At 68.7% G+C, this 14703-nt stretch carries 13 protein-coding genes; all 13 read left to right on the forward strand.

What is annotated here, in order from left to right; all coding sequences use genetic code 11:
- Positions 1 to 158 precede the first annotated feature (158 nt).
- The 13 genes from AC5E6L_RS07200 to murB all read left to right on the forward strand — a co-directional run bounded on the left by AC5E6L_RS07200 (position 159) and on the right by murB (position 14528).
- Positions 159 to 374, forward strand: a complete 216-nt coding sequence (locus AC5E6L_RS07200) for a hypothetical protein (protein ID WP_491229928.1) — start codon at positions 159 to 161, stop codon at positions 372 to 374.
- A 529-nt stretch (positions 375 to 903) separates the two neighbouring features.
- Positions 904 to 1359, forward strand: coding sequence for a division/cell wall cluster transcriptional repressor MraZ (gene mraZ / locus AC5E6L_RS07205; RefSeq protein WP_491229927.1), 456 nt, complete (start codon positions 904 to 906; stop codon positions 1357 to 1359).
- Between the two features lie 26 nt (positions 1360 to 1385).
- Positions 1386 to 2363: a 16S rRNA (cytosine(1402)-N(4))-methyltransferase RsmH gene (gene rsmH / locus AC5E6L_RS07210; RefSeq protein WP_491772279.1), complete on the forward strand. Its 978-nt coding sequence runs from the start codon at positions 1386 to 1388 to the stop codon at positions 2361 to 2363.
- Positions 2360 to 2740 (forward strand): cell division protein FtsL, encoded by a 381-nt coding sequence (gene ftsL, locus AC5E6L_RS07215; protein ID WP_491229926.1) that lies wholly within the window; start codon positions 2360 to 2362, stop codon positions 2738 to 2740. The genes rsmH and ftsL overlap by 4 nt, the downstream gene beginning before the upstream one ends.
- A gap of 59 nt (positions 2741 to 2799) precedes the next feature.
- Entirely contained in the window at positions 2800 to 4455 is a 1656-nt protein-coding gene (locus AC5E6L_RS07220) for a peptidoglycan D,D-transpeptidase FtsI family protein (RefSeq protein ID WP_491229925.1), read from the forward strand.
- A gap of 36 nt (positions 4456 to 4491) precedes the next feature.
- Entirely contained in the window at positions 4492 to 5943 is a 1452-nt protein-coding gene (locus AC5E6L_RS07225) for a UDP-N-acetylmuramoyl-L-alanyl-D-glutamate--2,6-diaminopimelate ligase (protein ID WP_491772266.1), read from the forward strand.
- Positions 5940 to 7376 (forward strand): UDP-N-acetylmuramoylalanyl-D-glutamyl-2,6-diaminopimelate--D-alanyl-D-alanine ligase, encoded by a 1437-nt coding sequence (locus AC5E6L_RS07230; RefSeq protein ID WP_491772268.1) that lies wholly within the window; start codon positions 5940 to 5942, stop codon positions 7374 to 7376. The genes AC5E6L_RS07225 and AC5E6L_RS07230 overlap by 4 nt, the downstream gene beginning before the upstream one ends.
- Positions 7377 to 7404: 28 nt before the next feature.
- Positions 7405 to 8487 carry a phospho-N-acetylmuramoyl-pentapeptide-transferase gene (gene mraY / locus AC5E6L_RS07235; RefSeq protein ID WP_491772270.1) on the forward strand — a complete coding sequence of 361 codons (1083 nt, stop codon included), beginning with the start codon at positions 7405 to 7407 and terminating at the stop codon, positions 8485 to 8487.
- 7 nt (positions 8488 to 8494) lie between these two features.
- Positions 8495 to 9844: a UDP-N-acetylmuramoyl-L-alanine--D-glutamate ligase gene (murD, locus tag AC5E6L_RS07240; protein WP_491772272.1), complete on the forward strand. Its 1350-nt coding sequence runs from the start codon at positions 8495 to 8497 to the stop codon at positions 9842 to 9844.
- Positions 9844 to 10998: a putative lipid II flippase FtsW gene (gene ftsW / locus AC5E6L_RS07245; RefSeq protein ID WP_491230377.1), complete on the forward strand. Its 1155-nt coding sequence runs from the start codon at positions 9844 to 9846 to the stop codon at positions 10996 to 10998. Before murD ends, ftsW begins: the two co-directional genes overlap by 1 nt.
- Positions 10999 to 12123, forward strand: coding sequence for an undecaprenyldiphospho-muramoylpentapeptide beta-N-acetylglucosaminyltransferase (murG, locus tag AC5E6L_RS07250; protein ID WP_491772274.1), 1125 nt, complete (start codon positions 10999 to 11001; stop codon positions 12121 to 12123). It abuts the gene before it with no gap.
- A gap of 21 nt (positions 12124 to 12144) precedes the next feature.
- Entirely contained in the window at positions 12145 to 13557 is a 1413-nt protein-coding gene (gene murC, locus AC5E6L_RS07255; protein ID WP_491772276.1) for a UDP-N-acetylmuramate--L-alanine ligase, read from the forward strand.
- A complete protein-coding gene (gene murB / locus AC5E6L_RS07260) occupies positions 13554 to 14528 on the forward strand; it encodes a UDP-N-acetylmuramate dehydrogenase (protein ID WP_491230866.1) in 975 nt (324 codons plus the stop codon). Before murC ends, murB begins: the two co-directional genes overlap by 4 nt.
- Positions 14529 to 14703: the final 175 nt, after the last annotated feature.

Genomic DNA, 14703 nt, shown 5'->3' on the forward strand with positions numbered 1-14703 from the left:
TCGCGCAACGTGATCCAGCGCACCTTCCGCAACTCCGGCGACAGCTGATCGCCGCGCCCGATGGCGGGGTTCCACCTCCTGGCTCCGCCATCGAGCACCATGCATCTCCAAGAGGCTTCCAATGCTGGGGGCCGTAACAAAGAAGAGGGACAGAACCCATGAAAACCGCAATCATCGCACTCGCCGCCACCCTGGTCAGCACCTCGGCCTTCGCCGCTCTGCCCGGCGCCGTCAACACCGCACCGCATGGCGGCGCCGTGATGACCGACGAGGTCCTGGACGGGGGCAACTACTACACCGTGCGTTTCACGGTGAACGAGGACGGCTCGCGCAACGTGATCCAGCGCACCTTCCGCAACTCCGGCGACAGCTGATCGCCGCACCCGATGGCGGGGTTCCACCTCCTGGCCCCGCCACCGCCATAAAGACAACGGAATGGGCGCGGTTGCCCGCGTTACCTTCCGGGCATCCTCAAGCTGATCGCCGGCCGGTTCTCCGCGCCGGCGTTTCTTTTGCTCCGCCCAAGCCCGCATCCGCTGTTGCTCCTGCGTCCATGCCGACGCAAGCCCGATCCGCCATGAAAGGCCGATATCGTCGGATCGCCCTGGCGTCCGATCGCGGATCGAATCGCCTATTCCCGTTGACGCCCATATCAGCCCATGATACCCCAAACAGTGACGGCGTAATCGTCCTTTCAGCGTTTCGCGGTGCGGCATGGACGCCGTGCCCGACCGGCCGGGTCCGCGCGATGTATGGCGCGCCCGGCGCGCCAATCAACGGACAAGCGCCCGAGAGGGGCGGCCGCCCGGGCCGCGTGCGGATCTGAATCCGCGACGAAGGGGACAGGTTTGACCATGGCCGCACAGGGGGTCCTGCGTCGGACGGAAGCAGCGGGTGTCGTGCGTGGAGCGGTTTCTGTCCAATGCGGTGAACCGGATCGACGCCAAGGGGCGGGTGTCCGTGCCGGCGCACTTTCGCTCGGTTCTGCAACTGAAGGGACTGACCGACCTTTATGCGCTTCAGTCGATCGACATGGCGGCGATCGATGCGGGCGGCATGGACCTTCTGGAGCGATTCGAGCACAGGCTGGCGGACGACGACCCGTTCGACCGGACATCGGACGACATGTCGTTCTACGTCCATGGCGACGGGGCTTTCCTGAAGCTCGACGGGACGGGCCGGGTCACAGTGACCGATTTCATCCGCGAGCACACGGGCATAACCGATCAGGTGCATTTTGTCGGCCGGGGGCATTTCTTCCAGATGTGGTCGCCCGAGCGCTTCGCCGAGCATCGCGCGCAGGTGCGCGCGCGGCTTCTGGCCCAGCGCGAGGCGCGGGCCGGGGCGCGCCCGGCGTGAACGGGACGGCGCCCCACACGCCCGTCATGCTCGCCGAGGTGCTCGCCGCGCTCGCACCCCAACCGGGGGACACGATCGCGGACGGCACATATGGCGCCGGCGGCTACACGCGCGCGATCCTCGATGCGGGCGCAAGCGTCCTCGCCTTCGACCGCGACCCGGACGCGATCGCGGCGGGCGCGCCCCTTGTCGGCGCCTCGGGCGGGCGGCTGCGGCTCGTCGAGGCGCCGTTCTCGACGCTGGCCGGCCATGTCGCGCCCGCTTCGCTGGATGGATACGTTCTCGATATCGGGATCTCCTCGATGCAGGTCGACCAGGCCGAACGCGGATTTTCGTTCCGCCATGACGGCCCGCTCGACATGCGCATGGCGCAGGCGGGCCTCAGCGCGGCCGATGTCGTCAACCGCTTCGACGTCAAGGATCTGATCCGCATCATCGGCATTCTGGGCGAGGAGCGCGCCGCGCCGACAATCGCCCATGGGATCGATCGCGCCCGGCGCGAGGCGCCGGTCACCACCACCGGGCGGCTCGCCGCGATCGTCCAGGCGGTGCGGCCACGCAAGGGGCGCGATGCCATCCATCCCGCGACGCGCACGTTCCAGGGCCTGCGCATCTTCGTCAATGACGAGTTGCGCGAACTGGCCCGCGCGCTGTTCGCCGCCGAAACCTGCCTGAAGCCGGGCGGCAGGCTTGCGATCGTCACCTTTCATTCGCTGGAGGACCGTATCGTCAAGCGTTTCATCACCGACCGGACCGGCCGGACCGGCCGGTCCGGCGGTTCGCGGCACATGCCGGCCATGGCGCCGCTGCCGCCGACGCTTTCGGTCTCCGGCAAGGCGATGGCGAGGCCGTCGGCGGCGGAGGTCGAAGTGAACCCGCGCGCCCGCTCGGCCAAGCTGCGCGCTGTCGTCCGCGCAGATGCGCCCGCGCGGACAGCGGACATGGCGATCTTCGGCCTGCCCGACCTGCCCTGGCCCGAGCCGAACCGGAGAAGCGCCCCATGATGCGGATCGTCAATCTCGCCCTCGTGGCGCTGGTGATCGCCGCGGCGACCTGGACCTACGCCATAAAGCACGAATCCGAGCAGCGCCTGGCCGAAATCCGCAAGCTGGAGCGTCAGATAGACCTCGAACGCCAGACCATCGATCTGCTCAGGGCGGACTGGGCGCATCTGAGCCACCCGCAGCGCCTTCAGCGGCTGGTCGAGCGCTATCAAGCCGAACTGGGCCTTGAAACGCCGGCCGCCGATCAGTTCGTGACCGTCCGGGACCTGCCCGGCCCACCGCAATTCGACCCCGGCGACCCCATCGGCGACATCATCGTCGGTGTGCCTTCGGACACGCTGACGACGGGCAGCGTCGACCGGGGAGGCCGGCAATGACGGCGTCGGTCCGCCCGCACATCCGTTTCGGGCACTCCTTACGCCTTCGCATCCGGCCAATGGCAGGGCGCGGCGATCGGGTGCTGCGCATGGGCCGGCGCCGGCTCGGGGTGGCCATTGCCTGCTTCCTTGCGGTCTACGGGCTGATCGGCGGGCGGCTGGTCCAGTACGGGCTCGCCGATCTCGACCATGCGCGCAGCCATGGCGTCGACGACCGGATCCTGGCCGTCCGGCCGGACCTGGTCGACAGGCGCGGCAATCTGCTGGCGACCGACATTCGCGTGCCGGCCCTTTATGGCGAACCGCGCCGTATCATCGACCCGGACGAGGCGGTCGAGGCGCTCGCCAGCGTGCTGCCGGACGTCGATTATCGGGACTGGCACCGCAAGCTGTCCTCTGGCGCGGGTTTTGTCTGGCTGCGCCGCGAGATCACGCCCAAGCAGCAGGCCGATGTCATGGCGCTCGGCATTCCGGGCATCGGCTTCCGTGAGGAAACCCGGCGCTTTTATCCGGGCGGGGCGACCGCCTCGCACATTGTGGGCCTGGTCAATGTCGACAATGCCGGCACGGCGGGCATGGAGAAATATGTGGACGGCCAGGGTCTTGGCACGTTTCAGGCGCTGGACTTCGACCAGTCCGGCGCCATTGAGCCGGTGCGGCTTTCGATCGACACCGGCGTGCAGCATATCTTGCGCGACGAACTGGTTCAGGCGATTCGGCGCTACCGGGCGATAGCGGCCGGCGGCGTGGTCCTGAACGCAAGGACCGGCGAGGTGGTCGCCATGGTCTCGCTGCCCGACTACGACCCCAACAACCCGTTCAACGCGCTCGACAAGGACCGGCTGAACCGCATGTCGGCGGGCACGTTCGAGATGGGCTCCACCTTCAAGGCGTTCACGACGGCCATGGCGCTCGATTCGGGCAAGGTGACGCTCGACAGCCGCTTCGACGCGCGCAAGCCGATCCGCTACGGCCGCTTCACCATCAACGATTTCCATGCCAGGAGGCGCATCCTTTCGGTGCGCGAAACGTTCACCTATTCCTCCAACATCGCAACGGCGAAGATGGCCGAGGTGGTGGGCATCGAGGGGCACCGGGCGTTCCTGGACCGGCTCGGCCTGCTCGACCGGATGGAGATCGAACTGCCAGAGGCGGCGCGGCCGCAGGAGCCGTCCGAATGGACGCAACTGAACTCGATCACCATCTCGTTCGGCCATGGCGTGTCGACCACGCCGTTGCAGACCGCGGTGGCCGCGGCCGCGCTGGTCAATGGCGGCATGCTGATCCCGCCGACCTTCCTGCCGCGTACCGCCGATGAGGCGGGCGCGCTGGCCACGCAGGTCATCGGGGCCGAGACCAGCGCCATGATGCGCTATCTGTTCCGTCTGAATGTCGAGCGCGGATCGGGCCGGCGCGCCGAGGCCGAGGGCTTCTTCGTCGGCGGCAAGACGGGCACCGCCGAAAAGGTCGTCAACGGCCGCTATTCGGGCGACCATCGTTTCAACGCCTTCCTCGCCGCCTTTCCGATGGACGATCCCGACTATGTGGTGCTGGTGTTCATCGACGAGCCCCAGCCGGAGCAGGGCCGGCAGAGCGCGACGGCCGGCCTGAACGCGGCGCCGACCGCGGGCCGCGTGATAAGCCGGGCGGTGCCGCTTTTGGGTGTGGAACCTCGCCATGACGTCTCCCGTGATGCCTTGCTCGTGTCGTATTAGACAGTCACAAGGAGCGCGATTCTGACGGGACGATCCATGCACTTCACCGAATTTGCGACGCTTTTCGCGCTTATGCCCGAGGCGCTGCCCGAAGGTGGCTTTTCCGGTGTCGCCTCGGATTCGCGATCCGTGCGCGAGGGCGATCTGTTCGTGGCGGTGCCGGGCACCAGCGCCGATGGCGCCGCGTTCGCAGGTGAAGCCGTCGAAAGGGGCGCTGCGGCCGTCCTGTGCGGTCCCGACGCCGCCGTTTCGGTCGATGCGCCCGTCATCCGCCTCGCCGATCCGCGCCGCGCCCTGGCGCTGATCGCGGCCCGGCTGCACCGGCCGCAGCCCGAAACCATGGTCGCGGTCACGGGCACGGCGGGCAAGACGTCGGTCGCCTCCTTCACACGCCAGATCTTCGCCCATGCCGGTCACAAGGCGGCATCGATCGGCACGACCGGCGTGGTCGCGCCGCACATGACCATCGAAGGCGCGCTGACGACGCCCGATCCGGTCAGGCTGCACCGGCTTCTCGCCGAGCTTGCGGGCGCGGGCGTCACCCACGGCGCGATGGAGGCGTCCAGCCACGGTCTCGACCAGCGTCGGCTCGACGGCGTGGAGCTGGCGGCCGCCGGCTTCACCAATCTGGGCCGCGACCATCTCGACTACCACGCCGGCATGGAGGACTATTTCGCCTGCAAGATGCGCCTGTTCGACACGCTGCTCGGCGCGGGCGGGCCGGCGGTGATCTTCGCCGACGATGCCTGGTCGGACCGCGCGATCGAGGCGGCGCGGGCAGCCGGCCGCGATGTGCGCACGGTCGGCCGCAAGGGCGATTTCATCGCGCTCAAGCGCGTCGAGCATGAAAGGCACAAGCAGATCGCCGAACTGACCCATGCGGGCGCGACGCACCGGCTCGTGCTGCCGCTGGCCGGCGATTTCCAGATCGCAAACGCGCTTGTGTCCGCCGGGCTGGCGATCTCGGCGGGCGTCGCGCCGGACGCGGCGTTCGCCGCGCTCGACCATTTGCAGGGCGCGCCGGGCCGGCTCGATCTGGTCGGTACCGCCGGCAACGGCGCCGCGGTCTATGTGGATTATGCCCACAAGCCCGACGCGCTCGAACAGGTTCTCAAGGCCGTGCGTCCGTTCACGACGGGCAGCGTGGCCGTGGTGTTCGGCTGCGGCGGCGACCGCGATCCGGGCAAGCGGCCGATCATGGGCGCGGTGGCGCGGCGCCTGGCCGATCTGGTCTATGTCACCGACGACAATCCGCGTTCCGAGGATCCGGCCGCGATCCGCGCCGCGATCATGCAGGCGGCGCCCGGCGCCGCCGAGATCGGCGACCGGCGGGCGGCGATCCGCGCGGCGATCGCCGCGCTCGGCCGGGGCGATACGCTGGTGATCGCCGGCAAGGGGCACGAGACGGGCCAGACGGCGGGCGCTGTCACGCGTCCCTTTTCCGATCATGAGGAGGCGCGGGCCGCGCTCGCCGAGGTGGCCGCATGAGCGCGGAAGCCGAAACGCCGCCGCTGTGGACCGGCCAGGACATGCTGGATGCGATGGAGGCCCGCCCGGTCGGCGGCACGGCGGGCGCCGTCACCGGCATCTCCATCGATACGCGCACGCTTACGCCGGGCGATGCCTTCTTCGCCATCAGGGGCGACACCCATGACGGCCACGCCTTCGCTTCCAAGGCGGTGGCGGCCGGCGCCTCGTGTCTCGTCGTGCAAGAGGACAAGATCGCCGCGCTTGGCGGTCTCACCGTGCCGCTGCTGGTGGTGCCCGACGTGCTCGAAGGGCTGCGCCGGCTCGGCCGGGCGGCGCGCGCCCGCACCAAGGCGCGCATCATCGCGGTGACCGGCTCGGCGGGCAAGACGACGACCAAGGACGCGCTGCGCCATGTGCTGGGCCGCTGCGGCGCCGTGCATGCCCCGGTCGCCTCCTACAACAACCATTGGGGCGTGCCGCTGACGCTGGCGCGCATGCCCGCCGCAACCGCGTTCGCCGTCTTCGAGATCGGCATGAACCATGCCGGCGAGATCACGCCGCTCGTCAAGCTGGTGCGGCCGCAGATCGGCATGATCACGCTGATCGCCGCCGCCCATCTGGGCAATTTCAAGGATCTGGACGGCATCGCCCACGCCAAGGCAGAGATTTTCTCGGGCGTGGTGCGCGGCGGCACCGGCCTGATCAACCGCGACGACAAGCGCTTCAGGCTGCTGGCCGGGCTGGCCGGCAAGGCGGGCGTGAACAAGATCATCGGCTATGGCGCGGACAAGAAGGCCGACGCCCATCTTATCAAGGCGAGGTATCACGCCGACTGTTCCTGCGTGACGGCCAGGGTGTTCGGCGAGGAGGTCGCCTTCAAGGTGGGCCTTCCTGGCAAGCATGTGGTGCAGAACATGCTCGGCGTGCTGGCCGCCTGCCATCTGATGGGCGCCGACCTGATGACGGTCGCCCATGCGCTGGCCGACCTGCCGGCGCCCGAGGGGCGCGGCAAGCGCTATCGGTTCAGGGCGGGGGCGGGCGCGTTCACGCTGATCGACGAGAGCTACAACGCCAATCCCGCCTCGATGGAGGCCGCGCTCGACCTGCTCGCCGCGGTCGAGCCGAAGGCCGGCGGCAAGCGCATCGCGGTGCTCGGCGACATGCTCGAACTGGGGACCCATGCGCGCGCGCTGCACGCGGCGCTGGCCGAGCCGGTCAGGAAGGCCGGTCTCGACCGTCTCTATCTGGCCGGAGCGGAGATGTCCGCCCTGGCCGGGGCGCTGGGCGACGGCGGCCCTCCGACCGACCATTTCGACGATGTCGATGCGCTTGGCGCCGCGCTCAAGCGCGATATCGCCGAAGGCGATGCGGTGATGATCAAGTCCTCGAAAGGCATCGGGTTTTCGCGGCTGGTCACATTGTTCCGCGGCGAAGATCCCCAGACACCATGATGCCGGCTGCACTGCGGGGGAGGGCGACATGCTGTTCTGGTTGACCGAGTTCTCCGATCAGGTGCAGGTCTTCAACCTGTTCCGCTACATCACCTTCCGCACCGGCGGCGCGCTCCTGACGGCGGCCTTCATCGTGTTTTTGTTCGGACCGCGCATCATCGATGCGCTGCGGCTGCGCCAGGGCAGGGGGCAACCCATCCGCGCCGACGGACCGCAGACCCACTTCAAGAAAGCGGGCACGCCGACCATGGGCGGGCTGATGATCCTGATCGGGATCATCGGGGCGACGCTTCTTTGGGGCAATCTGGCCAACCCCTATGTCTGGGTCGTCACGGCGGTCGCGCTCGGCTTCGGCGCGATCGGCTTTTACGACGATTATCTCAAGGTCACCAAGCAGACCGACAAGGGCTTTTCGGGCCGGTCGCGGCTGGCGCTGGAGTTCCTGATCGCCGGCCTGGCCGCCTATGTGATCATGCGCGCGGGCGACGTGCCCTTCTCTTCGTCGCTCGCCTTTCCCTTCTTCAAGGACTTCCTGATCAATCTGGGCATTTTCTTCATCCCGTTCGCCGCCTTCGTCGTGGTTTCGGCGGGCAATGCGGTGAACCTGACCGATGGGCTCGACGGGCTCGCCATCGTGCCGATCATGATCGCGGCCTCCTCCTTCGGGGTGATCGCCTACCTTTCGGGCAACGCCATCTTCGCCGATTATCTTCAGATCCACTTCGTGCCGGGCACGGGGGAACTGGCCGTCGTCCTGGGCGCGGTGATCGGGGCGGGCCTGGGCTTTTTGTGGTTCAACGCGCCGCCGGCCGCCATCTTCATGGGCGATACTGGATCGCTCGCGCTCGGCGGGCTGATCGGCGCCGTCGCCGTCGCCACCAAGCATGAGATCGTCATGATCATCATCGGCGGGCTGTTCGTGCTCGAAGCGCTGTCGGTGATCATCCAGGTGGGCTATTACAAGATGACCGGGCGGCGCGTGTTCCTGATGGCGCCGATCCATCATCATTTCGAAAAGCTCGGCTGGACCGAAAGCCAGGTGGTGATCCGCTTTTGGATCATCGCCGTCATCCTGGCGCTGGTCGGCCTGTCCACGCTCAAGCTGCGGTGAGGCGTCGATGATCCCGGTCACCGCGTTCAAGGACACAAGCTGCGCCCTGTTCGGCCTTGGCGGCTCGGGCATGGCGAGCGCGCGCGCGCTCCTGGCCGGCGGGGCCAAGGTGATGGCCTGGGACGACGATCCGGACACGGTCGCAAGGGCCGGGGCGGAGGGGATCGCCACGGGCGACCTGCGCGCGGCCGACTGGTCGGCGTTCGACGCGCTGGTGCTGGCGCCCGGCGTGCCGCTGACCCATCCCGAGCCGCACTGGACCGTTCGCAAGGCCAAGGCGCAGGCGGTGCCCGTCATCGGCGACATCGAACTGTTCTGCCGGCAGCGCGACCTGACGGCCCCCGGCGCGCCGTTCGTCGCCATCACCGGCACCAACGGCAAATCGACCACCACCGCGCTGATCGCCCATATCCTCCGGTCGGCGGGCCGCGACGCGCAGATGGGCGGCAATATCGGCGTGCCGGTCCTCGATCTCGATCCGCCGGCGGCGAACCGTATCCACGTTGTCGAGTGCTCCTCGTTCCAGATCGACCTTGCGCCGGGCATCAATCCGCGGATCGGCATCCTTTTGAACCTGTCGGAGGATCATCTCGACCGGCACGGGACGATGGAAAACTATGCGAGCGTCAAGAAACGGCTCGTCGAAAATGCCGATCAGGCCATCGTTTCGGTTGACGATGGCTGGTGCGCCTCGATCGCCGATCTGCTCGACGAGACGGGCGGCGACGTCACCCGGATTTCGGTCGCGGGCGGCGGCGCGCCCGATCTCGGCGCCGCGCCGGCGCTGCGCGGGGATCATAACCGGCAGAACGCGCTCGCCGCGCTCAACGCCTGCCGCATGCTCGGCCTTTCGGGCGATGAGATCATGGCGGGCATGGCCTCCTTCGCCGGCCTGGCGCACCGGATGCAGATCATCGCCCGGCACGGGCGCGTTCTGTTCGTCAACGATTCCAAGGCCACCAATGCCGATGCGGCGGCAAGGTCGCTGGCCAGCTTTCGCGATGTTCACTGGATCGCCGGCGGGCTCGCCAAGCAGGGCGGCATCGCCGCGCTCGCGCCGTTCTTCGAACGGATCGCCAAGGCCTATCTGATCGGGGAGGCGGCGCCCGCCTTCGCTGCGACGCTGGGCGGGCGCGTGCCCTACGAGATCGCGGCCACGCTCGACGTCGCTGTGCGGCATGCCGCCGCCGACGCGGCGCGCAGCGATGCGGGCGAGCCGGCCGTGCTGCTGGCGCCCGCGGCGGCCAGCTTCGACCAGTTCGCCAATTTCGAAAGGCGCGGCGAAGCCTTCGCCGCCGCCGTCACGGCGCTCGACGCCGACACGGAACCGCGCCGCGCCGCGAAGGGAGGGGCCTGATGCAACGCCGCAGCGACCGGCGCCCGGTCACCGAATGGTGGCGCACCGTCGACCGGTGGTTCCTGTTCGCCTTCATCGCGCTGATCGGTTTCGGGATCGTGCTGTCCTTCGCCGCAAGCCCCGATGTGGCCGAACGGATCGGGCTCGACACGTTTCACTTCGTCGAGCGGCATGCCCTGTTCGTCGTTCCCGCCATCGCGGTGATGATCGGCGTCTCCTTCCTCGACGACCGGATGGTGCGGCGCATGGCGCTGGTCGTTCTTGTCGGCGCCATGGCGCTGATGGTGGCGACGCTGTTCCTGGGCGTCGAGGTGAAGGGCTCTCGACGCTGGATGCGTCTCGCCGGCGTTTCGGTGCAGCCGTCGGAATTCGTCAAGCCGGCCTTCGTGATCATCTGCGCCTGGCTGTTCGCCGAACGCCTCAGGCGCCCGGACATTCCGGGTAATCTGCTTGCCGGCGTCCTGTTCGTGTCGATCGCCGCCCTGCTCCTCGCCCAGCCGGATCTGGGGCAGACGGTTCTGGTCGCGGCCACATGGGGCGCCATGTTCTTCATGGCCGGCATGAGCTGGCTGTGGATCGTCGTGCTGGGCGGCATCGGTCTTGCCGGCCTGGCCGGCGCCTATCTGACGCTGCCGCACGTGGCGAACCGCATCGACGGCTTTCTCGGCGGCGCGGCCGATACGTTCCAGGTCGACACTGGCCGCGAGGCGATCGTGCGCGGCGGCTGGTTCGGCCAGGGGCCGGGCGAGGGCACGATCAAGCGCATCCTGCCCGACAGCCATACCGATTTCGTATTCGCCGTGCTCGCCGAGGAGTACGGCATCGTCCTGTGCATGGTGCTGGTCGTGGTGTTCGGGCTGATCGTCCTGCGCGGCCTTTTGCGCGCGTTCGGCGAGGAGGACCATTTCCGCCGGCTGGCGGTGAGCGGTCTTGTCGTGCTGATCGGCCTGCAATCGATGATCAACATCATGGTCAATCTGCAATTGCTGCCGGCCAAGGGCATGACGCTGCCGTTCGTCTCCTATGGCGGCTCGTCGATGATCGCGGTTGCGATCACCGCCGGGTTCGTGCTGGCGCTGACCCGCCGGCGGCCGGAAGCGCGCTTTGCCCATATGCGCTTTCCGGGCGACCAGGCGATGCGGACGGCGCGATAGATGGCGGTTGGCGGCGGCACGATCCTGCTTGCGGCCGGCGGCACGGGCGGGCATCTGTTCCCCGCCGAGGCGCTGGCGCACGCGCTGACCGCGCGCGGCTGGGCGGTGCATCTGGCGACCGATGCCCGCGCCCACAGATACGCCCACCGGTTCCCGGCGGGGTCGATGCACGTGATCAGCTCCGACACGCCCTCGGGCAAGAGCCCGCTCAGGCTGGCGCGCGCGGGGCTGGCGCTCTGGGCCGGCATGCGCCAGTCGCGCCGTCTCCTGGCCGATCTCAAGCCGAAGGCCGTCGTCGGCTTCGGCGGCTATCCGACCGTGCCGCCGGTCTTCGTCGCCGCCGGCGCGTTTGCGACCGTGATCCACGAGCAGAACGCGGTGATGGGCCGGGCCAACAAGCTGCTCGCGGGCCGGGCGACGGCGATCGCCGGCGGGTTTCTGAAGGCCGAGGGTCCGTGGGCCGGCAAGATCGTGACGACCGGCAATCCGGTGCGGCCGCCGGTGATCGAGGCGGCATCCACGCCCTATGCGCCGCCCGGCGAGGATGGCCCGATACGGCTGGTGGTGTTCGGCGGCAGCCAGGGGGCGCGGTTCTTCTCCGAGGCGGTCCCGGCCGCCTTGTCGCTGCTGCCCGACGCGCTGCGATCGCGCATCGCGATCACCCAGCAGGCGCGGCCCGAGGACGAGGCCGGGGCGAGGGCGGCCTATGCCGGTCTGGGCATTGCCGCCGATATCGCGCCCTTCTTCGACGATCTGCCCGCGCGGATCGGCGCCGCGCACCTGGTCCTTGCGCGGTCGGGCGCCTCGACCGTCTCGGAGATCGCCGCGATCGGCCGGCCGGCGATCCTCGTTCCCTATCCGCACGCGCTCGACCACGACCAGGCGGCCAATGCCCGGGCGCTGGCGGACGCCGGCGGCGCGCTGGTGCGGCGTCAGGACGAACTGACGCCGGCCGCGATCGCCGGCGAGCTGACGCGCCTGCTCGCCGATCCGGACGGCCTTGCCCGGATGGCGGCCGGGGCGAGGGCCGCCGGCAGGCCGCAGGCGGCGTCCTTGCTTGCCGACCTGGCCGAGGCTATTGCGGAAGGTCAGTCGCCGGCCGATTTTCGCGCCCGGCGCCGGTGAACCAGGACGGGGAAGGCGCCCATGAAGATGCCGCAGAACATCGGGACGGTGCATTTCGTCGGCATTGGCGGCATCGGCATGAGCGGCATCGCCGAGGTGCTGCACAATCTGGGCTATCGGGTGCAGGGCTCGGACCAGGCCGACGGCGCAAATCAGCGGCGGCTGCGCGACAGGGGCATCAGGGTGCTCGTCGGCCATGACCCCGCCCATCTGGACGCTGCGGACGTCGTCGTGGTTTCCACCGCCATCAGGCCCGACAATCCCGAACTGGTCGCCGCGCGCGAGAAGCTGCTGCCGGTCGTGCGCCGCGCCGAGATGCTGGCCGAGATCATGCGGTTCCGCAACGCCATCGCCATCGGCGGCACGCACGGCAAGACGACGACGACCTCGATGGTCGCCACGCTGCTCGATGCCGGCGGGCTCGATCCGACCGTGATCAATGGCGGCATCATCAACGCCTACGGCACCAATGCGCGCATGGGCGAGGGCCAGTGGATGGTCGTCGAGGCCGACGAGAGCGATGGCACCTTCCTCAAGCTGCCCGCCGAGATCGCCGTGATCACCAACATCGATCCCGAACATCTGGACCATTACGGCTCGTTCGAGGCGGTGCGCGCCGCCTTCCGGCAGTTCATCGAGAACGTGCCGTTCTACGGCTTCGGCGTGGCCTGCATCGACCATCCCGAGGTGCAGGCGCTGGTTTCCCGCGTGACCGACAGGCGCCTTGTCACCTACGGCCGGAACCCGCAGGCCGACGTGCGTTTCACCCCGCGCGGCATGGACGGGGCGACCTCGCTGTTCGACGTCGATATCCGCGGCCGCAAGACGGGCGAGGCGATCGCGCTGGGCGGGCTGCGCCTGCCCATGCCCGGCGCGCACAACGTCTCCAACGCCACCGCCGCCATCGCGGTCGCCCATGAACTGGGCATGAGCCCGGCGGCGATCAAGGAGGGGCTTTCGGCGTTCGGCGGCGTCAGGCGCCGCTTCACCCACACGGGCGACTGGAACGGCGTGCGCGTCTTCGACGATTACGCGCACCATCCCGTCGAGATCAAGGCGGTGCTGGCGGCGGCACGGCAGGCGGCTGGCGAAGCCAAGGTTTTTGCCGTCATGCAGCCGCATCGGTTCACGCGCCTGCGCGACCTGTTCGACGATTTCGCGGCCTGCTTCAACGAGGCGGACACGGTGATGGTCGCGCCGGTCTATGCGGCCGGCGAGGCACCGATCGAAGGCGCCGATTCGGCCGGGCTGGTTGGCCGCATCAAGGCCGGCGGGCATCGCGACGCGCGCCTGATCGCCGGACCGGCCGATGTCGCGACGGTGGTCCGCGCCGAGGCCGGGCCGGGCGATTTCGTCGTCTATCTGGGGGCTGGCGACATCACCCGGTGGGCCTGCGCGCTGCCCGGGGAACTGGCCGGCGGGGCGGCCGCATGAGCACGGTCGATGGTGATGCGCTGATGGAACGGCTTGGGCCGCATCTGCCTGAGGTGCGCGGCCGCCTCAAGCCAAACGCGCCGATGAGCGCGATCACCTGGTTCCGCACGGGCGGGCCGGCCGAACTCTTGTTCCAGCCGGCCGATGGCGACGATCTGGCCGCCTTTCTCGCCGCATTGCCCGCCGAGGTGCCGGTGATCGTCGTCGGCGTCGGCTCGAACCTTCTGGTGCGCGATGGCGGCATAAAGGGCGTGGTCGTGCGCCTGCCGGCCAGGGGGTTCGGCTTCATCGAGGTGCTGGAAGGCCACCGGATCCGGGCAGGGGCGGCCGTGCCCGACAAGCGCCTTGCGGCCGCCGCGCTCGAAGCGGGGCTTGGCGGCTTTCACCATTATCACGGCATTCCCGGTTCGGTCGGCGGCGCGCTGCGCATGAATGCGGGCGCCAATGGCGTCGAGACGCGCGAGCGCGTGGTCGAGGTCAAAGCCGTCGACCGGCAAGGCGCGTGGCACACGCTGAGCAATGACGCGATGGGCTATGGCTATCGGCATGCGTCGGCGCCGGCCGATCTGATTTTCACCCAAGCCACGTTCGAGGGCTATGCCGAAGACAAGGCCGTCATCAAGACCAGCATGGATGAGGTGCAGACCCATCGCGAGACGGCGCAGCCGGTCAGGGAAAAGACCGGCGGCTCGACCTTCAAGAACCCGGAGGGCGGATCGGCCTGGAAGGCGGTCGATGCCGCCGGCTGCCGCGGTCTGATGATCGGCGCGGCGCAAATGAGCCCGATGCATTGCAACTTCATGATCAACACGGGCGGGGCGACCAGCCACGATCTCGAACTGCTCGGCGAGACGGTGCGCACGCGCGTGCTCGATCATTCGGGCGTGCGGCTGGAGTGGGAAATCAAGCGGATCGGCGAATTCGCCGACACCGAAGACCCGGTGCAGCCGTTCCTGGGCCGGCTTTTATAGGCTGGCGGGCAGCCGCTAGAGCGTTTCAACGAAACCTGAACCCCCACAGACCCTAGTGTGGTGGATTTGAAGTTCGTACGGAGCATGCTGCGTAACGAAGCGAACTTCAGATCCGGGACACTAGAGCGGTTCGTTTTTAGATGGAAGCGGTTTGATGGACAGAGTTTTTCGCCGC

The organism is Roseitalea sp. (assembly GCF_984466335.1).

Coding starts and splice junctions, on each gene's coding strand:
- AC5E6L_RS07200 (WP_491229928.1), top strand. CDS start 159: ATGAAAACCGCAATCATCGCACTCGCCGCCACCCTGGTCAGCACCTCG.
- rsmH (WP_491772279.1), top strand. CDS start 1,386: ATGCTCGCCGAGGTGCTCGCCGCGCTCGCACCCCAACCGGGGGACACG.
- ftsL (WP_491229926.1), top strand. CDS start 2,360: ATGATGCGGATCGTCAATCTCGCCCTCGTGGCGCTGGTGATCGCCGCG.
- AC5E6L_RS07220 (WP_491229925.1), top strand. CDS start 2,800: ATGGCAGGGCGCGGCGATCGGGTGCTGCGCATGGGCCGGCGCCGGCTC.
- AC5E6L_RS07225 (WP_491772266.1), top strand. CDS start 4,492: ATGCACTTCACCGAATTTGCGACGCTTTTCGCGCTTATGCCCGAGGCG.
- AC5E6L_RS07230 (WP_491772268.1), top strand. CDS start 5,940: ATGAGCGCGGAAGCCGAAACGCCGCCGCTGTGGACCGGCCAGGACATG.
- mraY (WP_491772270.1), top strand. CDS start 7,405: ATGCTGTTCTGGTTGACCGAGTTCTCCGATCAGGTGCAGGTCTTCAAC.
- murD (WP_491772272.1), top strand. CDS start 8,495: ATGATCCCGGTCACCGCGTTCAAGGACACAAGCTGCGCCCTGTTCGGC.
- ftsW (WP_491230377.1), top strand. CDS start 9,844: ATGCAACGCCGCAGCGACCGGCGCCCGGTCACCGAATGGTGGCGCACC.
- murG (WP_491772274.1), top strand. CDS start 10,999: ATGGCGGTTGGCGGCGGCACGATCCTGCTTGCGGCCGGCGGCACGGGC.
- murC (WP_491772276.1), top strand. CDS start 12,145: ATGAAGATGCCGCAGAACATCGGGACGGTGCATTTCGTCGGCATTGGC.
- murB (WP_491230866.1), top strand. CDS start 13,554: ATGAGCACGGTCGATGGTGATGCGCTGATGGAACGGCTTGGGCCGCAT.